27 protein-coding genes are annotated in these 17,149 nt (G+C 47.5%); 4 read left to right on the forward strand and 23 right to left on the reverse strand.

What is annotated here, in order from left to right; translation table 11 throughout:
• Positions 1-560: 560 nt before the first annotated feature.
• The 22 genes from ACE3JL_RS18375 to ACE3JL_RS18480 all read right to left on the reverse strand — a co-directional run bounded on the left by ACE3JL_RS18375 (position 561) and on the right by ACE3JL_RS18480 (position 13,522).
• Positions 561-1,127 carry an adenylate kinase gene (locus ACE3JL_RS18375; protein ID WP_271992150.1) on the reverse strand — a complete coding sequence of 189 codons (567 nt, stop codon included), beginning with the start codon at positions 1,125-1,127 and terminating at the stop codon, positions 561-563.
• Positions 1,128-1,197: 70 nt separating this feature from the next.
• Entirely contained in the window at positions 1,198-2,517 is a 1,320-nt protein-coding gene (secY, locus tag ACE3JL_RS18380; protein ID WP_271992148.1) for a preprotein translocase subunit SecY, read from the reverse strand.
• 204 nt (positions 2,518-2,721) lie between these two features.
• Complete coding sequence (gene rplO, locus ACE3JL_RS18385) at positions 2,722-3,165, reverse strand: 50S ribosomal protein L15 (RefSeq protein ID WP_375328092.1); 444 nt, start codon at positions 3,163-3,165, stop codon at positions 2,722-2,724.
• 10 nt (positions 3,166-3,175) lie between these two features.
• Positions 3,176-3,697, reverse strand: a complete 522-nt coding sequence (gene rpsE, locus ACE3JL_RS18390; RefSeq protein ID WP_002757584.1) for a 30S ribosomal protein S5 — start codon at positions 3,695-3,697, stop codon at positions 3,176-3,178.
• Positions 3,698-3,723: 26 nt separating this feature from the next.
• The gene (gene rplR, locus ACE3JL_RS18395; protein ID WP_002746610.1) at positions 3,724-4,086 is read right to left on the reverse strand and encodes a 50S ribosomal protein L18; all 363 of its coding nucleotides are present in this window, start codon (positions 4,084-4,086) and stop codon (positions 3,724-3,726) included.
• A 3-nt stretch (positions 4,087-4,089) separates the two neighbouring features.
• Positions 4,090-4,650, reverse strand: a complete 561-nt coding sequence (gene rplF / locus ACE3JL_RS18400) for a 50S ribosomal protein L6 (RefSeq protein WP_002746609.1) — start codon at positions 4,648-4,650, stop codon at positions 4,090-4,092.
• Positions 4,651-4,754: 104 nt separating this feature from the next.
• The gene (gene rpsH, locus ACE3JL_RS18405) at positions 4,755-5,156 is read right to left on the reverse strand and encodes a 30S ribosomal protein S8 (RefSeq protein ID WP_002771056.1); all 402 of its coding nucleotides are present in this window, start codon (positions 5,154-5,156) and stop codon (positions 4,755-4,757) included.
• 236 nt (positions 5,157-5,392) lie between these two features.
• Positions 5,393-5,932 (reverse strand): 50S ribosomal protein L5, encoded by a 540-nt coding sequence (rplE, locus tag ACE3JL_RS18410; RefSeq protein WP_002734750.1) that lies wholly within the window; start codon positions 5,930-5,932, stop codon positions 5,393-5,395.
• Between the two features lie 54 nt (positions 5,933-5,986).
• Positions 5,987-6,340: a 50S ribosomal protein L24 gene (gene rplX / locus ACE3JL_RS18415; protein ID WP_002753906.1), complete on the reverse strand. Its 354-nt coding sequence runs from the start codon at positions 6,338-6,340 to the stop codon at positions 5,987-5,989.
• A gap of 39 nt (positions 6,341-6,379) precedes the next feature.
• Positions 6,380-6,748 (reverse strand): 50S ribosomal protein L14, encoded by a 369-nt coding sequence (rplN, locus tag ACE3JL_RS18420; protein WP_002732358.1) that lies wholly within the window; start codon positions 6,746-6,748, stop codon positions 6,380-6,382.
• Between the two features lie 20 nt (positions 6,749-6,768).
• Positions 6,769-7,011, reverse strand: coding sequence for a 30S ribosomal protein S17 (rpsQ, locus tag ACE3JL_RS18425; protein WP_002734070.1), 243 nt, complete (start codon positions 7,009-7,011; stop codon positions 6,769-6,771).
• A gap of 6 nt (positions 7,012-7,017) precedes the next feature.
• Positions 7,018-7,236, reverse strand: a complete 219-nt coding sequence (gene rpmC / locus ACE3JL_RS18430) for a 50S ribosomal protein L29 (RefSeq protein WP_002746608.1) — start codon at positions 7,234-7,236, stop codon at positions 7,018-7,020.
• Positions 7,236-7,655 carry a 50S ribosomal protein L16 gene (gene rplP, locus ACE3JL_RS18435; RefSeq protein WP_002734310.1) on the reverse strand — a complete coding sequence of 140 codons (420 nt, stop codon included), beginning with the start codon at positions 7,653-7,655 and terminating at the stop codon, positions 7,236-7,238. Before rplP ends, rpmC begins: the two co-directional genes overlap by 1 nt.
• A 30-nt stretch (positions 7,656-7,685) precedes the next feature.
• On the reverse strand, positions 7,686-8,414 hold the full coding sequence (gene rpsC / locus ACE3JL_RS18440) for a 30S ribosomal protein S3 (protein WP_271992146.1): 729 nt from the start codon (positions 8,412-8,414) through the stop codon (positions 7,686-7,688).
• A gap of 23 nt (positions 8,415-8,437) precedes the next feature.
• A complete protein-coding gene (gene rplV / locus ACE3JL_RS18445) occupies positions 8,438-8,797 on the reverse strand; it encodes a 50S ribosomal protein L22 (RefSeq protein WP_002746605.1) in 360 nt (119 codons plus the stop codon).
• Between the two features lie 152 nt (positions 8,798-8,949).
• Entirely contained in the window at positions 8,950-9,231 is a 282-nt protein-coding gene (gene rpsS / locus ACE3JL_RS18450; protein WP_002753908.1) for a 30S ribosomal protein S19, read from the reverse strand.
• A gap of 30 nt (positions 9,232-9,261) precedes the next feature.
• Positions 9,262-10,095: a 50S ribosomal protein L2 gene (gene rplB / locus ACE3JL_RS18455; protein ID WP_002746601.1), complete on the reverse strand. Its 834-nt coding sequence runs from the start codon at positions 10,093-10,095 to the stop codon at positions 9,262-9,264.
• 33 nt (positions 10,096-10,128) lie between these two features.
• Positions 10,129-10,434: a 50S ribosomal protein L23 gene (locus ACE3JL_RS18460; RefSeq protein WP_002771034.1), complete on the reverse strand. Its 306-nt coding sequence runs from the start codon at positions 10,432-10,434 to the stop codon at positions 10,129-10,131.
• Positions 10,424-11,056: a 50S ribosomal protein L4 gene (gene rplD / locus ACE3JL_RS18465; RefSeq protein ID WP_002771031.1), complete on the reverse strand. Its 633-nt coding sequence runs from the start codon at positions 11,054-11,056 to the stop codon at positions 10,424-10,426. Before rplD ends, ACE3JL_RS18460 begins: the two co-directional genes overlap by 11 nt.
• 20 nt (positions 11,057-11,076) lie before the next feature.
• Entirely contained in the window at positions 11,077-11,715 is a 639-nt protein-coding gene (gene rplC, locus ACE3JL_RS18470; RefSeq protein WP_002746597.1) for a 50S ribosomal protein L3, read from the reverse strand.
• 799 nt (positions 11,716-12,514) lie between these two features.
• Positions 12,515-12,853: a P-II family nitrogen regulator gene (locus tag ACE3JL_RS18475; RefSeq protein WP_002746593.1), complete on the reverse strand. Its 339-nt coding sequence runs from the start codon at positions 12,851-12,853 to the stop codon at positions 12,515-12,517.
• Between the two features lie 183 nt (positions 12,854-13,036).
• Positions 13,037-13,522, reverse strand: a complete 486-nt coding sequence (locus ACE3JL_RS18480; RefSeq protein ID WP_271992379.1) for a DUF4079 domain-containing protein — start codon at positions 13,520-13,522, stop codon at positions 13,037-13,039.
• A 198-nt stretch (positions 13,523-13,720) separates the two neighbouring features.
• On the opposite strand from ACE3JL_RS18480, the gene ACE3JL_RS18485 reads away from it, so the two are divergent.
• Positions 13,721-14,380, forward strand: a complete 660-nt coding sequence (locus ACE3JL_RS18485) for a phosphoribosyltransferase (protein ID WP_271992378.1) — start codon at positions 13,721-13,723, stop codon at positions 14,378-14,380.
• Positions 14,381-14,508: 128 nt separating this feature from the next.
• Here ACE3JL_RS18485 and ACE3JL_RS18490 read toward each other — a convergent pair whose 3' ends face one another.
• Entirely contained in the window at positions 14,509-14,811 is a 303-nt protein-coding gene (locus ACE3JL_RS18490) for a YkvA family protein (RefSeq protein WP_375328093.1), read from the reverse strand.
• Positions 14,812-15,057: 246 nt separating this feature from the next.
• Between ACE3JL_RS18490 and ACE3JL_RS18495 the strand changes: the two genes are divergently transcribed.
• Genes ACE3JL_RS18495 through accD form a run of 3 tightly spaced genes read left to right on the forward strand, consistent with a single transcriptional unit; the run spans position 15,058 to position 17,097 of the window.
• On the forward strand, positions 15,058-15,867 hold the full coding sequence (locus ACE3JL_RS18495; RefSeq protein WP_271992374.1) for an A24 family peptidase: 810 nt from the start codon (positions 15,058-15,060) through the stop codon (positions 15,865-15,867).
• A gap of 41 nt (positions 15,868-15,908) precedes the next feature.
• On the forward strand, positions 15,909-16,118 hold the full coding sequence (locus tag ACE3JL_RS18500; protein WP_271949596.1) for a hypothetical protein: 210 nt from the start codon (positions 15,909-15,911) through the stop codon (positions 16,116-16,118).
• A gap of 19 nt (positions 16,119-16,137) precedes the next feature.
• On the forward strand, positions 16,138-17,097 hold the full coding sequence (gene accD, locus ACE3JL_RS18505) for an acetyl-CoA carboxylase, carboxyltransferase subunit beta (protein ID WP_271992373.1): 960 nt from the start codon (positions 16,138-16,140) through the stop codon (positions 17,095-17,097).
• Positions 17,098-17,149 lie beyond the last annotated feature (52 nt).

A 17,149-nucleotide genomic window follows, 5' to 3' on the forward strand; every position in this document is an offset into this window, starting at 1 on the left:
AAAAGGCTCTTTAACTGCCATTGATTGCTGTTCCCAAATAGGTGAGTGTAGATTTAGCAAGGGTTTTCAGGATTACCAGACAGATAAAACCCTAAAAAGCACAGAAAAACCCATCATCTCATACTGCGAAATTATACCATAATCGCTGGAAGTATTGCAACCTCGTAAACAAATGAGAATTTTTTCAATAAATTCTTAAGAAAAGACAAATATTGCGAAATATAAATTTAAATATTCTCAACTATTAACGGCTGTTTGATATAAAAAACTTATAATACTAAATCCGTTGAGTAACGCACAGAAAACGGGTTTCTCCGAGAAACCCGTTTTCTACTCAGGCACTCATGCAAGAGGCAAAAGAGGGAATAAATAATCAGTTTTTAATAACTGGATTTAGTATAAGTAGGGAGGCACAATTATTTGTAGGATGGGTTAGCGGTAGCGTAAACTATGCGGGCGTTGGGTTTCATGCTTCAACCCAACCTACTGATCACTGATTACTGATAACTGATCACTGATGACTGATTACTGATGACTGAATTGATGATCTGAGAGAAACTTTAAACAGGAGTCACAACTGCTGTTAGAGCGGCAGTAACTGCGTCCATCGGTTGATTACCGTCGATATGGTTAAGAGTCCCCTTTTGACCGTAATAATCTAAAACGGGGGCAGTTTGGTCGATATAAACCTGTAGGCGACGGGCGATCGTTTCTTTAGTATCATCTTGACGACCCCGTTGCATGAGACGCTCAATTAAGACCGTATCTGGTACAGCCAAATTAAGCACAAATGTGTGGCTATCGGCCAATTCTTCCAGTAATGCGTCTAAAAAGCTCGCCTGTGCCACCGTGCGGGGAAAACCATCAAGAATCCAACCCTTAGCACTGTCAGGCTGTTTTAAACGTTCCTGAATTAAACCTAATAACAACTCATCGGGGACTAATTCCCCCTTTTCCACATAAGCTTGTGCTTGCTGACCAAGTTCTGTCTTCTCTGTAATTGCTTGACGTAAAATTTCACCAGTAGAAATATGGGGAATCGTTAGAGATTCCGCTAATTTTGCCGCTTGGGTCCCTTTTCCCGATCCGGGCGGTCCCAAAAATATCACACCGATCCGTTTGCTCATGGATTAAATATAGGGTTTTAAGGGAAAAAATAACCAGCAACCGCTAAAAGGTCACTGGCTGACTATCTAACTACCGTTTAATCATGTCCTCATAGCGTTGAGACATGACATAGGTTTGAATTTGTTTCGCCGTATCGATCGCCACCCCCACCAGAATTAACAGAGAAGTTGCCCCCAAACCGCGAAAAGTGGTGACACCGGTAGCGCTTTCTACCAAAGTCGGAATCGTAGCCACCAAACTTAAAAAGACAGCGCCCAAAAGGGTGAGACGATTCAGCACCCCTTCCAGATAATTAGTAGTAGCGGTCCCCGGTCGAATCCCCGGAATACTGGTCCCCATTTTTTTCAGGTTTTGGGACATATCCTTGGGGTTAACGATCAGGGAAGCGTAGAAGAAACTAAAACCGAGAATTAGTAAGCTATAAAAAGCCACATAACCCCAACTATCGGGACGCAGAGCATTAACCAACTGAACTAAAACCTGACCGACCGGGTTATCCGTGGGTAAAGCTTGCACCAATTGGAAAGGTAGCACCAACACTGCGGAGGCAAAAATAATCGGCATCACGCCCCCCTGATTGAGTCGTAGGGGTAGATAACTGGTTCTCTCCCGATAGAGACGACGACCCACCTGACGACGGGCAGAAACGATAGGAATCCGACGGGTTCCCTCCTGAACAAAAACAATGCCGATAATCATCACCAAGAAAACCAGCAAGAGAATCACCACTTGAGCGATCGCTTGTCGGCCACCCTGTTGAGCAAAAGTAATCGTATCACCGAGGGTTTTTGGTAAAACGGCAACAATGTTGACAAAAATCAGCAAAGATGCCCCATTTCCCAGACCACGTTCCGTAATCAGTTCCGAAATCCACATTACGAACATAGAACCAGCCACTAAAGCGAGAACAGTAGCGGCGATCGAGGGTAAAGTTCCGGCCACAACGCCGTTAGCCACCAATAAACCTAGAGTAATACCGATACTTTGAATAATTGACCAACCAAAGGCAATATAACGGGTAATTTGGGCAATTTTTCGCCGTCCTGCCTCTCCTTCATTTTTCTGTAAATCTTCCAAAGAAGGAAGGGCAGCGGTGAGCAGTTGCACGATAATTGAGGCGTTGATATAGGGAAGAATGCCGAGGGCAAAAATCCCTAACGTCGATAATCCTCCCCCGGTAAACAGGTCAAGGATTCCCAAAGCGGCGTTACCTTGAATAATTTCTGCTAATCTTGCCCGATCTAAACCGGGTATCGGTACAAACATCCCAAAACGCAGCAGAACCAGTAAACCCAATGTAATCAACAAGCGACCGCGTAAACCGGCCGCTTGTGCCATTTGCATAAACGTTTCCTGTGCCGTGGGAGCCTTATCACGACTGACGACCATTAACAGTTACCTCTAGTGCAGTTTTTTTATGGGAAAAAGTAATCGAGGGGGAAAACTTTGGCGATTTTTTTAAGATTTCCCCTGTGTTTCTTATGATATAGCAATCAGGTCTTGGGAATTGGGTGTGGGGTGTAGGGTGTGGGGAGAACAAAGCTGCCCTTTGCCTTTTGCCTTTTGCCTTTTGCCTCCTGTCTCCTGTCTCCGTTAAATTTCTTCCCAAGTACCTTGAGCGGCGGTAATTTTCTCTTTAGCACTATTGCTAAAAGCAGCGGCCTTAAACTTGAGGGGAACGGTAATTTCACCATCACCCAGAACTTTTAAAGGGCCGTCGTTACTGGTGAGAATGTTAGCTTTTAGGAGACTTTCCAGGGTAACTTCCGTATTAGCGGGTAAAGAAGCTAATTTTTTCAGATTAACGATTGTGTATTGACGGGGGTTAACCAAAGGAAAATGCTTTAATTTCGGCACCCGACGATAGAGGGGCATTTGTCCCCCCTCAAAACCGGGGCGAGTCCCTGTCCCAGAGCGAGATTTTTGTCCGCGCATTCCCAGACCGCAACTAGCACCCTGGCCGGCTGAGATACCCCGTCCCACACGACGACGACGTTTAGTTGACCCCGGTTGGGGGGCGATTTCGTGGAGTTTCATGGTGATTTCTTTAGGTGTACAAATGTTCTACAGATACGCCTCGATCCTTAGCCACTTCCGAGAAAGTGCGGAGGGTTTCCAAAGCGTTAACAGCGGCTCTAGCGTTATTGAGCGGGTTATCGCTACCGAGTTGTTTAGCGAGGATATTTTTCACCCCAGCTAATTCCAAAACGGTACGGACAGCACCCCCAGCAATAACCCCAGTTCCCGGAGCAGCTGGACGCATAAGCACCTGAGCGCCACCGGAAGCGCCTCGGGTGAGGTGAGTGATAGAACTAGCCTTAGTTAAGGAGACTTCAATTAGTTGTTTTTTACCATCGGCCACACCTTTACGGACGGCCCCGATAACATCCCCTGCTTTGCCGACTCCCACTCCCACCTGGCCGTTTTCATTACCGACCACGACGATAGCCCGGAAGCTGAGTTTTTTACCACCCTTAACCACTTTACTAACCCGGCGGATCTGGATGACCCGCTCTTGCCAAGTGGTTTCTTTTTCTTTTTCGCGGTTGCCTTTGCGACGTTTTGCCATAGTTTTATCAGTGTTGAAAGGATATTTTAGAAGTTTAAGCCGGCTGACCGAGCCGCTTCTGCTAAGGCTTTGACGCGACCGTGATAGAGATTGCCACCGCGATCAAAAACCACTTGTTCAATGCCTCTTTCTAGGGCCCGTTGAGCCACCAGTTTACCCACGGCAGCCGAAGCTTCTTGGGTAGCGGTGGACTCTAATTCCCCGCGCAAGGTGGCCTCTAGGGTAGAAGCGGCCGCGAGGGTATGTTGGGCCACGTCGTCGATAATTTGGGCGTAGATGTGGTTATTAGAACGAAATACGGATAAACGGGGCCGTTCAGCAGTGCCATTAATTTTGCGACGCACACGCTGGTGACGACGACGGACTGATTCTTTGCGACTAAGTTTCATGGTTTATTTTTTACCTCCTTTACCGCCTTTACCGCCAGCTTTACCAACTTTGCGACGGACGACTTCACCAAGATAGCGAATCCCTTTTCCTTTATAAGGTTCGGGGGGACGAACTTCGCGGATTTTAGCTGCGGTGTTACCGACGGCTTCTTTGTCGATGCCACTGACGATAACTTGGGTATTATTTTCTACAGCTACGGAAACACCATCGGGCATCTCCATTTCCACGGGTTTACTGTAACCAACATTAAGAACTAATTTACTACCCTGCGCCTGGGCGCGGTAGCCCACCCCTTGGATATCGAGGCGTTTTTGAAAGCCAGTAGCGACTCCTTCCACCATGTTGGCTACTAGAGTTCTACAGAGTCCGTGGCGTTCTCTGGCGGTACGGGAATCGTCTTGACGGGTAACGAGGATGGTTTCGCCATCTTTATTGATGGTGACGGCGGTGGGTAGGGTTCTCTGGAGAGTTCCTTTGGGCCCTTTCACCGTCACGGTAGCACCATCGATATCGACGGTGACTTTATTGGGAATAGGAATCGGGCGTTTGCCAATACGAGACATAACAGTTATCAGTTATCAGTTATCAGTTATCAGGGAAGAGTTATCAGTGGGTCAGCTATCAGGTTTAAACTTGGAAAGGCTGACGGCTGATAGCTTATCCTTGTTTACCAGATGTAGCAAAGGACTTCGCCGCCAACGTTTTGTTTACGCGCTTCGCGATCGGTCATAATGCCTTTAGAGGTGGAAACAATGGCGATGCCAATGCCACCGAGGACGCGCGGTAAGTCTTTACTGTTGGAATAAACTCGCAGGCCCGGTTTACTGACTCTGGTGAGGGTAGTAATGATCGGTTGACGGTTTTTGCCTTTATATTTGAGGGAAAGAACTAATTGAGATTTAATCCCCTCACCCACTTCCTCAAAGTCAGCAATAAAGCCTTCGTTCTTGAGAACTTGAGCAATACTGCGCGTCATCCGCGTGGTGGGAATTTGAGTAGTGGTCTGCCGAACCGCGCAAGCGTTACGGATGCGGGTCAGCATATCCGAGATGGTATCGTTAGCAGACATGAATTACCTGTTTTTCTCCTAAATTGGGATCAACATCAGTGGTCAGTTATCAGTTATCAGTGGTCAGTTATCAGTTATCAGTGGTCAGTTATCAGATTTGAGTATTAAGTGAGTAGTATTAAATAGCAGTTTCCTGCTGTCTTTTGACTGAATCACTGTTTACTGTTTACTGTTCACTGTTTACTGTTCACTGATCACTTATTTACTGGTCACTGTTTACTTTTCTCTTGATTGATTTATCTAAAGGGCATTCCCATCTCTTTGAGGAGGGCGCGTCCTTCTTCATCGTTTTTAGCGGTGGTGATGATTGAGATGTCCATCCCGCGAATTTGATCGATTTTGTCGTATTCAATTTCAGGGAAGATCAACTGTTCACGAATGCCTAAACTGTAGTTACCACGACCATCAAAACTGTTACCACTGATACCGCGAAAGTCGCGAATACGTGGTAAGGCCAGATTAATTAGACGGTCTAAAAAAGCGTACATTCGATCGCCGCGCAGTGTCACCATGACACCCACGGGCATTCCTTCGCGAATTTTGAAGCCAGCGATCGCTTTTTTCGCTCTAGTCACTACCGGTTGTTGTCCGGTGATGGTGGACAGTTCCTCCTTGGAGGACTCCAAAGCTTTGGCATTTTGTGAAGCTTCCCCAAGACCGCGGTTAACAGTAATTTTGATAACTTTAGGTACTTGATGGATATTGGTATAACCAAATTGTTCTTTCAGTTTCGGAACAATGGTTTCTTGATAGGTGGTTTTTAGTTTTTGGCTCATAGTTTTTCTGCTTACTTTTCCTGGGCTTGGTCAGGAACTAGAATTGATGGGAAACTAATCAATAATTTCGCCAGTTTTCTTCAGTATCCGCACTTTCCGACCGTCTTCGGTAAAGGTATAACCCACCCGACTGGCGATTTTTTTCTTCTCGGAATAAATCATCACTTTGGAACTGTGAATCGGTGCTTCGTAGGTAAGAATTTGACCCGATTCTCCTTCCTGTTGGGGTTTAGTATGTTTGGTGCGGATATTAACTCCCTTGACCACCACGGTACTTTCTTGGGGTAAAGCGCGTAAAATTTCGCCCACTTTGCCCTTATCGGAACCGGCGATTACTTGCACAACATCCCCTTTTTTAACGTGCATTTTTTGCCTTTGGGGCGGGGTTTGAATGTTTTTCTTACTCATTTTTTTGACCTCCGATTGCCTTGATAATTTTGACTTTGATCAGAGAACTTCTGGGGCTAAAGAAACAATTTTGGTGTAGTTTTTATCGCGCAATTCCCGGGCGACTGGACCAAAAACCCTAGTACCTTTGGGATTACCGTCATTATTAATAATCACGGCGGCGTTATCATCAAAACGGATGCTCATGCCACTATCGCGACGGACGGTTTGACGGGTTCGCACAATCACCGCAGTGACCACATCGGATTTTTTCACGGGCATATTGGGGATAGCATCCTTAACCACGGCGATAATTTTGTCACCGATGCCACCGTAGGTACAGTTACCTGTTCCCAGCACCCGCAGACACATTAGTTTCCGCGCCCCGCTATTGTCAGCGACATTTAAGTAGGTTTGTTGTTGAATCACGGTTTTTACCTAGGTGAAATTTAACTATCGGTTAATATTTCCGCCACTTCCCAACGTTTGGTTTTACTGAGGGGGCGGGTTTCACGAATACGAACTCGATCGCCTTGTTTGGCTTGATTCTCTGCGTCGTGAGCCTTAAATTTCTGGGTTTTCACGACGATTTTGCCGTATTTGGGGTGAGGAGAGCGGTTTTCAATGGCTACCACTACGGTTTTATCCATTTTGTCGCTGACCACTACCCCAACTCTTTCTTTAACTGCCATAACGGGTTATGCCTCCGGGGTGGACTGGGCTAGTTGGCGCTCCCGTTCTACGGTCAATAATTGGCCAAGACGGTGGCGGGTGTGTTTGAATTCGTGGGTTTTTTCCAAGCGGCGGGTGGCCTGTTGCAAACGCAATTCAAACAGTTTCTTTTTGGCATCGAGGATAGCGTCGGCGATGTCGTCATCGCTCATCTTCCTCACTTCGGCGATTTTCGGCAGAGCCATTAGACAAAATCCTCCTCGCGAGTGATAAATTTGGTCTTAATCGGTAATTTTTGGGCGGCTAGACGCATTGCTTCCCGGGCTACCGGTTCAGCTACCCCGGCAATCTCAAACATAATGAACCCCGGTTTAACCACGGCCACCCAGAATTCGGGGGAACCTTTCCCGGAACCCATCCGAGTTTCTGCGGCTCGTTGGGTGACGGGTTTATCGGGAAAAACGCGGATCCAGATTTTGCCACCCCGACGGATATAACGGGTCATTGCCCGTCTGGCGGCTTCGATTTGACGGGAAGTAATCCAACAGGGTTCGGTGGCTTGCAGGGCGAAATCGCCGAAATTAATCGTATTTCCGCCGGTGGCCAGCCCGCGCATCCGTCCGCGCTGTTGTTTGCGGAATTTTGTTCTTTTGGGACTTAACATGAGCTATTTACCACTGATAAATATTAGGGATCAGCCTTCGCTAGAGCGATCTTCAAACTGTTGACGGCGACGCTGTTGACGGCGCGGTGCTTGAGCGGGAACGGCGGCGGCAATTTCTTCTTGGCCGGGGATAATTTCGCCCTTAAATATCCAAACTTTCACGCCTAGAATCCCGTAGATGGTGCTGGCGGTTTTATAGGAGTAATCGATATCGGCCCGCAGGGTATGGAGGGGAACTCGTCCTTCCCGTACCCATTCAGTCCGAGCGATTTCTGCCCCGTTGAGACGACCGCTAACTTGAATTTTGATCCCTTTGACTTCGGCCCTTTGCGCCCGTTGGATAGCTTGCCGGACTACACGACGGAAGGAAACCCGTCTTTCTAGTTGTTGGGCGATGTATTCGGCGATCAGATTGGCATCGGCATCAACGCGAGCCACTTCGATGACGTTAATGCGAATTTGACGCTGGCCACCGAGGGTTTTTTGTAAACCTAGGCGCAGCTGTTCGATTCCCGTGCCACCACGACCGACGACGACCCCAGGGCGAGCGGTGTGGATGGAGATATCTACTTGATCGGCCTTCCGTTCGATGCGAATATCGGCGATACCGGCATTAGCGAGGTTTTTTTCGACGTAATTACGAATGCGGCGATCTTCTTGCACTAATTCGGGGTAACGTTTCGCGTCGGCATACCAGCAAGATTTGTGATCTTTGATAACGCCGAGACGAAAACCGAGGGGATGGATTTTTTGTCCCATTGTGGTTTTTTTAGTTAAGGTGATTAGTCTTTGTTGCTGGGAGCGACGGCGACGGTGATATGACAGGTGGGTTTGCGAATTTGGTAGGCGCGGCCTTGGGCCCGGGGTCGAAAACGTTTTAGGGTTGGACCGCCATCGGCAAAGGCTTGGCTAACCACTAAAGTGGCGGGATCGAGTCCTTCGTTATTTTCGGCGTTGGCAACGGCGGAACGCAGGACTTTCAGAATCGGATCACAGGCCCGGTAGGGCATAAATTCGAGAATAATTAGGGCTTCCCGATAGGAGCGACCGCGGATCTGATCGAGTACCCGTCTGACTTTCAGGGGTGACATCCGAATATAGCGGGCGATCGCTTTGACTTCGTTAGAGGTATCGATGGTCATTTCAGTTATCAGTTATCAGTTATCAGTTATCAGTCATCAGCTATCAGCTTTTATTTTTTGAAAATTAGCTAACTTGGTGATTTATGGTCACGACTCTTCGGCCTTGCTCAGAGGCCACTATCTAGCTGACGACTGAGGGAGTAGCGGCTGATTTATTTCCGTCCTGCTTTTTTGTCGCTCTTGGCGTGGCCGCGGAAGGTGCGGGTGGGAGCGAATTCACCGAGTTTATGACCGACCATCTGCTCGGAAACATAGACGGGAACGTGCTGTTTGCCGTTGTGAACGGCGATCGTGTGACCGACCATATCGGGAATGATGGTCGAGGCCCGGGACCAAGTTTTAATCACTTGTTTACTGCCCTGGGCGTTGAGTTTTTCGATTTTTTCCATCAGGTGGCCGGCGACAAATGGCCCCTTTTTCAGTGAACGACCCATAATTTTCAGTCAAAAGTAAAGTAATAATTTCTAACCCTGGTTACGACGGCGCACGATCAGATCGCTACTGCGTTTTTTCTTGTTGCGAGTTTTGCGACCGAGGGCGGGTTTACCCCAGGGAGTCATCGGGCCGGAACGTCCGATCGGAGCGCGACCCTCTCCACCTCCATGCGGGTGATCCACTGGGTTCATGACGCTACCCCGAACATGGGGGCGTTGACCGCGGTGACGGGTACGACCGGCTTTACCGAGACTAATATTTCTCGCTTCGGCGTTACCGACTTTTCCGATGGTGGCGTAGCATTCACGCCGGATCATGCGTACTTCTTTGGAGGGGAGGCGGATGGTAACGTAATCGCCTTCTTTGGCGACCACTTGGGCGAAACCACCAGCAGCCCGCACCATTTGACCACCGCGACCAGGAACGAGTTCGATGTTATGAACTTCTGTCCCTAGGGGGATGCGACTTAAGGGTAGGGCATTACCAACCTCAAAAGGAGCGTTTTCTCCGGCGATGACGGTATCACCAACGCCTAAACCGGCGGGGGCGATGATGTAGCGTTTTTCCCCGTCTTTGTAGAAAAGCAGGGCAATGCGGGCGTTACGGTTAGGATCGTACTCGATCGCCGCTACTGTGGCGGGAATATCCCGTTTATCGCGACGAAAATCGATAATCCGGTAAAGGCGCTTATGGCCGCCGCCCCGGTGACGACTGGTAACGACACCGCGATTATTACGCCCTTGTTTGCTGTGTTTGCGATGAGTTAGGGACTTTTCCGGTTCGGTTTTGGTGATCTCCTTAAAGTCGGAGATGGCCGCCTGCCTTGTCCCGGGGGTTAAAGGTCTAAAAGAACGAATACCCATAGTTTAGTTTTCCGTTATCGGGTTTCTTGGTGGTTATACGTCGGGATAGAGGGCGATCGAGTCGCCAGCTGCTAGGGTCACGATCGCGCGTTTGTATTGGGGTTTGTAACCGAGGAAACGGCCGACGCGTTTTTTCTGACGAGAGGGGCGGCTGGTGTTCACTTTCGTTACTTTTACGTCAAACAACAATTCGATCGCCGCTTGAATTTCCGGCTTAGTCGCTTTCAATGCGACATCGAAGACGTATTTATTTTGTTCTAGGAGCAGGGTGGCTTTCTCGGTGACGATCGGCTTTAGGATCAGATCGGCGAGTTGTCTGGCTTCAGTTTTAAGCACCATAGACCTCCTCAATTTTAGCTAGGGCTGCGGCGGTGGCGATAACTCGATCGGCTAGGATGACATCATAGACGTTGAGACTATCGGCGCGAATAATTTTGAGATTGCAGATATTACGTCCCGATAAATAGACATTTTCGGGAATTTCCGTCAAAATCAGCAGAATTTTTTCCTCTGGACTGGCTCCCCAGCGACTTAAGGCAGCGGTGAGTTCTTTGGTTTTGGGTTGGGAGAATTGTTCGGCGAAGCTTTCAACCACGATAAAGTTATCGGCCTGGCTGATCAAAGCGGTTCTCAGGGCTAATCTTTTCTCTTTGCGATTGACCTTAACCTCAAAATCTCTCGGTTTTGGTCCGAAGATGACACCGCCACCACGCCAGAGGGGAGAACGGATCGAACCGGCTCTGGCCCGACCGGTGCCTTTTTGCCGCCAGGGTTTGCGACCACCGCCGCGCACTTCCGAGCGGGTTTTGGTGGAGGCGTTACCTTGACGGGCCGCCGCTAGATGGCTGACGACGACGCGGTGAATTAGGTGTTTGGCGGTTTCGGGTTTAGCGGTTTTCAGTTCCAGGGTGCCTGTTCCCGCTTCTTCCCCTTGCCAATTTTTGACTGTGTAGTTAACCATGGCTTTAATCTTTCCTTGCCCTATTTACCAAATTTCTTGGCGGGGGTGATGTTTAACAGGGTTCCTGGTTTGCCCGGGACGGCTCCTTTGATCAGGATTAGGTTGCGTTCGCTATCGATTTTGACTACGGACAGTTTGCGGATGGTCACTTGGGTTGATCCGTATTGTCCGGCCATTCTCTTACCCGGGAAAACGCGGCCGGGGGTGGTACCGGCACCGGTGGAACCGGGGAGACGGTGGTTTTTGGAACCGTGGGTCATGTTACCGCGTTTGAAGTTATGGCGTTTTTGATAGCCAGAGAAACCTCGTCCGATGGTGGTTCCAGCCACATCGACTAAATCGCCTTCTTGGAAGATAGCGGCGGTAATTTCTTGGCCTAAAGTGTAGGCGGATGCGTCCTCGAGGCGGTATTCGATTAAATGCCGCAGGGGGGAGACACCGGCTTTGGCTAAATGGCCGAGTAGCGGTTTGTTGAGGGCTTTTTCTTTGACGGTTTTGTATCCCACTTGAATGGATTCATAACCGTCGGTTTTTTTCGTTTTGACTTGGGTGACGGGACAGGGACCGGCTTGAACGACGGTGACGGGAATGGCGACTCCCGTTTTGTTGTCGAAGATTTGGGTCATGCCCAGTTTTGTACCGAGGATACCGATAGACACGGATTGTTCTCTTTATCTTTACTAGACGACAATCAAAAATAACGTGGCCGTGGCTATAGGAGCGAGAAAAATCTTTCCCGCTTTATCAGCCTGCCCAACTTGAATGACTTTTTTCGAGTTATTTAAGCTGGCATCCCGTTAAATTCGTAAGTAGGACTAGACAGGGTTGCTGGTTCTGCCTAGATTGTTGCTGGTCTTTGTTTCTTGGGGACTTAAAGGGTTTATCTTCAGTATCCCGGCGAAGACCGAGCGACCAAGGCGGTTCTGCTGGGCAGTGCCTTTAGCACCACCTAAGACCGATTTTGGCCACGATCAAACATTATATAACACTTGTGACTTTTTAGGCAAGGTTTTTTTTAGTCACCGGCAATGATCCTATCTAGTCTGGAGGTTGAAGTCTAGGCTGGGTGCAGGGTCTAGGCTGTGGGGTTCTGGGAAAATCTCCTCGCTGTCACCCTTCAAATTGATTAACTTAATTCTCTCGTTTTCATTGCGGGGAAAGTCTCAAGGGTTTTCCCTACCCCCCACACCCTGTCTCACTTTCAATCTGCTTGTCACCCCTTCAGGTTTCTGGTACTTTTTTAGCCAAAAAATTTGCAAAACTCTTTCATAGCAAGGCTTAAACTGATATTCAGTAGATTGCAATTATAGTATTTATCTTAATGGTGAGGCACAAAGTTTTTCTTTGGGGGAATCGGTCGTCGGTGGTCGATATCAAATTAGGTTACACTGCTTGATGGGGATTACTTTCAATGGGGAGGGGGATGACAGCATTGTACTATCATCCCTTGTTTGGAGGTTAAATCGCTTGCAGGTCTTTTTCTCCGGTACGGATGCGGACGATCTGTTCCACGGGGGAGATGAAGATTTTACCGTCTCCGATTTCACCGGTACGGGCTGCCGAAATCAGCTTATCGACGACCATATCGACTTGCTTATCTTCGACGACGATCTCGATCTTGAGTTTTTGGAGAAATTCGACGGTGTACTCGGAACCGCGATAACGTTCCGATTGACCTTTCTGACGACCGAAACCTCTAACTTCGGAGACAGTCATGCCGACGATGCCCGCGTTAACTAGGGCGATTTTCACCTCTTCCAGTTTAAAGGGTCGGATAATCGCTTCTACTTTCTTCAAAATATCTATCTCCTCGTTGCGTGACGATACCTTCTTGGCGAATTACCTGTTAATTCTAAACGCAGAATCCCTACAATAGCGCTTAAAGTCATGATTTCTTCAATTATGGGCCTTGGCCCCGGTCTTCTGTGGTGAAAAATTTCTGGGTGGGAATTAGCCCACCCGAAGCCATGAATAAACCAACTAGAGAGATAATCCTAACTGAAGACCAAAAACACCGTGAACTAGCAGTAAAATTAGGGCAATACTGCCGATATAGGCGTGAACAGTCCGGAAAAGTTCTTTTTTCCCGCCAGCGAAGCCAGTGAGGGATAATAATCCATTGAAAGCTAATAAGCCAATCGCGATCGATCCCGTCCAGAAATGGCTGCTTTCAAGGATTAGATGTTTCTGCATGACTAGGGATAAAACACCACCGGTGTAACCGAGAGCGATAAATAAAAACAGCCAAGGGGCGAGTTTGCGGTGATCAGCCCGATTTTTGGCTACTACTTCCCCATCTTGGCTTAAACGGCTTTGCCAACCAGCATAGGCAGTATAACTACCCATAACTAAAACCACAATCCCCATCATGACTGGATGTCCCCAATGAACGATCGGTTCGGGAGTTCCGAGACTGCGAAAGGCAGCAGCGATCGGCTCTAGCGCATCACTTAAACTTTGATTCATCTTTGTTACCTAACTTTACAAAACCCTTTTGCCTAAGATTTTAGCCGATCTCTGGTCTGGAAAAACTGCGGTTAGCTGAAAAAATGTCAAGCCTTCGCTAAATTTCTTAATATTTCCGCTAGAGATGAGCGCAGAAATATAGAATAAAGGCAGGGGAAACCAGGGATCCCCACGGGGATTAACTCCTAGGAGGGCATTATGACTTATCTGTTCAAAGATCGGCGATCGGCTGGGAGACTATTAGCTAGTTACTTGACAGAATATACCAATAGTGCTGGGGTGCTAGTTTTGGCTTTGCCTCGGGGTGGGGTTCCGATCGCCTTTGAAATTGCCCAAAGGTTACATTTACCCCTGGATATGTGTTTAGTGCGAAAATTAGGTGTACTGGAGCGAAAAGAGTTAGCTTTTGGGGCAATCGGTCAGAATGGGGTGCGGGTAATCAATGAAAGTATCGTTGAAGACTTGCACCTATCGGAGGCGATGATGGAACGGGTAGCAAAGGAAGAAATGCTCGAATTAGAGCGACGGGATCGCTTGTATCGAGGTGAGCGACCCTTTCCGGTCTTGACGGGAAAAACGATTATTCTAGTAGATGATGGGATCGCTACGGGAGCAACGATTAAAGCGGCGATTCTGACCCTTAAATCTGGAAATCCTGCTGCTATTATTATTGCTGTTCCTGTTGCGCCACCGGAAGTCTGTGATCAATTAGAAAAATTAGTCGATCGAGTAATTTGCTTACATAAACCCTACGAATTGAGATCAATTTCTCTTTGGTACGAGGACTTTTCCCAAACCAGCGATGAGGAGGTGCAAACACTTTTAGCCAGCGTCGATAGTTCTTTGATTTCAGTTTAGGGAATTATGAATTATGAATTAGGAAGTGGGGAGTGGGAAGTGGGGAGACCACTTAGTGTGCGTTGCGGGGGGAGAGTAAATAACAGCAATCTCCTGAATTCAGAAGTCAAAATTGAGACTTCAGAGTTCTAACTTTTGACTTCTACGGCATCGGTATCAACGGTATTGGTTGGGGAAGAAACTTCAGTTTGATTATTTACTCTCCCCGGACGGCGATTGCGATAATCAAGAACTAATCGTGATAATTCCGTGGTTAAAAGGGTGAGGACAATCCCATCATCAATCCAACCAATAATCGGGAAAACGTCAGGAGAAATATCGAGGGGACTAAACAGATAAACCATAGTTCCCAGAATGATAATCCAACGATATTTAGGGTGACTGATTTTGCTGCTGTACCAGTTGTAAAAAGATTCAACAATCGGTTTCATTAATTTGTCCTCGTTCACTGGGATAATTTAATTGTGTCAGGTTCCACTTGGGGGTGATAGTGGGGTTTTGCCCCCCATTATGTAGGGTTATCCCCGCTAATTATCCACTAAAAATGCCCCGAAGAAAATTCACCTTTAGGGATGAGCCTGAAGTATTATTACTGGATGCTTAAGAGGGGAGATAGTGGCATCTTTATCCCCTATAATAGGCGATGACAAACTAATCAATTATCTGCCAGTGTAAGGATGGAAACCCTCTTTCATCTAGCTACTTTTACCTTTGTCTTCGCTTTTGGTGCCTCGGTGGGCAGTTTTTTAAACGTGGTCATCTATAGATTGCCCCAGGGGATATCTCTAGTTTATCCCCCTTCCCACTGTCCGAAATGTCACCACAGGTTGGGGAAAAGCGAGAATATACCCGTTTTTGGCTGGTTATGGCTAGGGGGTCGCTGTCGCTGGTGCAAAACCCCGATTTCTGTCCGTTATCCAGCGATCGAAACTTTTACTGGTTTATTATTTTGTCTGGTTTTAGAAGATTTTAGCTTTTCTTGGCAGACCCTCGGCTATTGGATTCTCCTCAGTTGGTTATTAGCTTTAGCTTTGATTGATTTTGACACGATGACGCTGCCTAACTCCCTCACCCAATCGGGATTAGTTTTAGGGATAGTTTTCCAAACTCTTTTAGGTTGGCAAAATAATCAAAGTGTTATCTATCTTTTTTCAGCGATCGCTAGTGCGGTTTTAGGAGTCTGGTTATTTGATCTGATCCGGTGGGGGGGGAGTTTTGCTCTCGGACAACAGGCCATGGGGGGAGGAGATGCGAAATTAGCGGCCATGATCGGTGCTTGGTTAGGATGGCAAGCATTATTAGTCACCGCTTTTCTGGCCTGCGCTATTGGGGCGGCGATCGGGATGACGGGCATTTTTCTGGGTAAAATGGCAAAAAAACAAGCTATACCCTTCGGTCCATGTCTTGCCCTCGGCGCTCTGATGAGTGTATTTTGGAGTGATAAGATCATCTCAGTCTATCAAACCATTTTTTTCCCTTTGTTGTAAAAAAGTTATCCTGTAATTAAATCTTGATACAATAGTCTTCCGTGTCTTGGATCACCGTCAGAACAACCCCGAGTCGTTGGGAAGCAGATTGGCTACAGGAAATGCTCAAAGCTCACGACATCCCCAGTCGCGTTATCGCTATTGGCCCTGGTATTTATTGCGGCCAAGGTCATCAGGCTGCTCTACAAGTCCGTCCCCAAGATCGCTGGATAGCACTTTTGTTATTAAGTCCTCTAGAGGAAAGTCTATAAATTGTCTTTATTTTAAACTATGTCTCTATTTGATTGGTTTGCAAATCGCCAAAAAACAGAACCCAAGGTTCAACAACAACAGGAACGAGAAATAGCCGATGGTTTATGGACAAAATGCCCAAATTGCGGCGTTTTGGCCTATACGAAGGATTTATTAGCTAATCAACTGGTGTGTCTCGATTGCGGTCATCATAATCGGGTGGAAAGTGAAGAAAGAATTCGCCAGTTAGTGGATGCTAATACTTGGAATTGCCTTGATGAACAGATTCGACCGACGGATCCCCTCAAATTTCGCGATCGAAAAAGTTATAGCGATCGCATCCGAGAAACCCAAGAAAAAACTGGTCTGACGGATGCTGTCCAGACGGGAATGGGGACAATCGATGGTTTACCCTTAGCTTTAGGGGTGATGGACTTCCGTTTTATGGGAGGTAGTATGGGATCGGTGGTGGGAGAAAAACTCTGTCGTTTGACGGAACGCGCTACCGATGAAAGTTTACCCCTGGTGATTATCTGCGCTTCTGGTGGGGCGAGAATGCAGGAGGGAATGTTAAGTTTAATGCAGATGGCCAAGATTTCTGGCGCTCTTAACCGGCACCGGGAAGCAAAGTTACTTTATATTCCCGTCTTGACTAATCCCACCACGGGAGGAGTCACGGCCAGTTTTGCCATGTTGGGAGATATTATTATCGCCGAACCGAAGGCTACTATCGGTTTTGCGGGGAAGCGGGTAATTGAACAGACTTTGCGGGAGAAATTGCCGGAAGGTTTCCAAACATCGGAATACTTGTTAAAACACGGGTTTGTCGATGCGATCGTTCCCCGTACCCATCTCAAAAAAACTCTCGCTCAATTAATTAGTTTACATCAGCCCTTTTTCCCCTTGTTATCCCCCCTGAACAGTCATCATCCATACAGTCAACCGGAGTTAATCCCCCTGAAAACAGCCCAAGGACAAATAATAGTTGAATCCCTGTAGGACAGCACTGAAGTTGCCAGTCCGAGCATTTGTACTAAAATTTTCCTGATCG

Source organism: Microcystis sp. BLCC-F210, assembly GCF_042134685.1.
Taxonomy (GTDB): Bacteria; Cyanobacteriota; Cyanobacteriia; order Cyanobacteriales; family Microcystaceae; genus Microcystis; species Microcystis aeruginosa_D.

What these genes read in the sequence shown, in the direction of transcription:
- ACE3JL_RS18375 (WP_271992150.1), bottom strand. Translation starts at nt 1,127, where the DNA reads ATGAGCAAACGGATCGGTGTGATATTTTTGGGACCGCCCGGATCGGGA.
- secY (WP_271992148.1), bottom strand. Translation starts at nt 2,517, where the DNA reads ATGGTCGTCAGTCGTGATAAGGCTCCCACGGCACAGGAAACGTTTATG.
- rplO (WP_375328092.1), bottom strand. Translation starts at nt 3,165, where the DNA reads ATGAAACTCCACGAAATCGCCCCCCAACCGGGGTCAACTAAACGTCGT.
- rpsE (WP_002757584.1), bottom strand. Translation starts at nt 3,697, where the DNA reads ATGGCAAAACGTCGCAAAGGCAACCGCGAAAAAGAAAAAGAAACCACT.
- rplR (WP_002746610.1), bottom strand. Translation starts at nt 4,086, where the DNA reads ATGAAACTTAGTCGCAAAGAATCAGTCCGTCGTCGTCACCAGCGTGTG.
- rplF (WP_002746609.1), bottom strand. Translation starts at nt 4,650, where the DNA reads ATGTCTCGTATTGGCAAACGCCCGATTCCTATTCCCAATAAAGTCACC.
- rpsH (WP_002771056.1), bottom strand. Translation starts at nt 5,156, where the DNA reads ATGTCTGCTAACGATACCATCTCGGATATGCTGACCCGCATCCGTAAC.
- rplE (WP_002734750.1), bottom strand. Translation starts at nt 5,932, where the DNA reads ATGAGCCAAAAACTAAAAACCACCTATCAAGAAACCATTGTTCCGAAA.
- rplX (WP_002753906.1), bottom strand. Translation starts at nt 6,340, where the DNA reads ATGAGTAAGAAAAACATTCAAACCCCGCCCCAAAGGCAAAAAATGCAC.
- rpsQ (WP_002734070.1), bottom strand. Translation starts at nt 7,011, where the DNA reads ATGGCAGTTAAAGAAAGAGTTGGGGTAGTGGTCAGCGACAAAATGGAT.
- rpmC (WP_002746608.1), bottom strand. Translation starts at nt 7,236, where the DNA reads ATGGCTCTGCCGAAAATCGCCGAAGTGAGGAAGATGAGCGATGACGAC.
- rplP (WP_002734310.1), bottom strand. Translation starts at nt 7,655, where the DNA reads ATGTTAAGTCCCAAAAGAACAAAATTCCGCAAACAACAGCGCGGACGG.
- rpsC (WP_271992146.1), bottom strand. Translation starts at nt 8,414, where the DNA reads ATGGGACAAAAAATCCATCCCCTCGGTTTTCGTCTCGGCGTTATCAAA.
- rplV (WP_002746605.1), bottom strand. Translation starts at nt 8,797, where the DNA reads ATGACCATCGATACCTCTAACGAAGTCAAAGCGATCGCCCGCTATATT.
- rpsS (WP_002753908.1), bottom strand. Translation starts at nt 9,231, where the DNA reads ATGGGTCGTTCACTGAAAAAGGGGCCATTTGTCGCCGGCCACCTGATG.
- rplB (WP_002746601.1), bottom strand. Translation starts at nt 10,095, where the DNA reads ATGGGTATTCGTTCTTTTAGACCTTTAACCCCCGGGACAAGGCAGGCG.
- ACE3JL_RS18460 (WP_002771034.1), bottom strand. Translation starts at nt 10,434, where the DNA reads ATGGTGCTTAAAACTGAAGCCAGACAACTCGCCGATCTGATCCTAAAG.
- rplD (WP_002771031.1), bottom strand. Translation starts at nt 11,056, where the DNA reads ATGGTTAACTACACAGTCAAAAATTGGCAAGGGGAAGAAGCGGGAACA.
- ACE3JL_RS18480 (WP_271992379.1), bottom strand. Translation starts at nt 13,522, where the DNA reads ATGAATCAAAGTTTAAGTGATGCGCTAGAGCCGATCGCTGCTGCCTTT.
- ACE3JL_RS18485 (WP_271992378.1), top strand. Translation starts at nt 13,721, where the DNA reads ATGACTTATCTGTTCAAAGATCGGCGATCGGCTGGGAGACTATTAGCT.
- ACE3JL_RS18490 (WP_375328093.1), bottom strand. Translation starts at nt 14,811, where the DNA reads ATGAAACCGATTGTTGAATCTTTTTACAACTGGTACAGCAGCAAAATC.
- ACE3JL_RS18495 (WP_271992374.1), top strand. Translation starts at nt 15,058, where the DNA reads ATGGAAACCCTCTTTCATCTAGCTACTTTTACCTTTGTCTTCGCTTTT.
- accD (WP_271992373.1), top strand. Translation starts at nt 16,138, where the DNA reads ATGTCTCTATTTGATTGGTTTGCAAATCGCCAAAAAACAGAACCCAAG.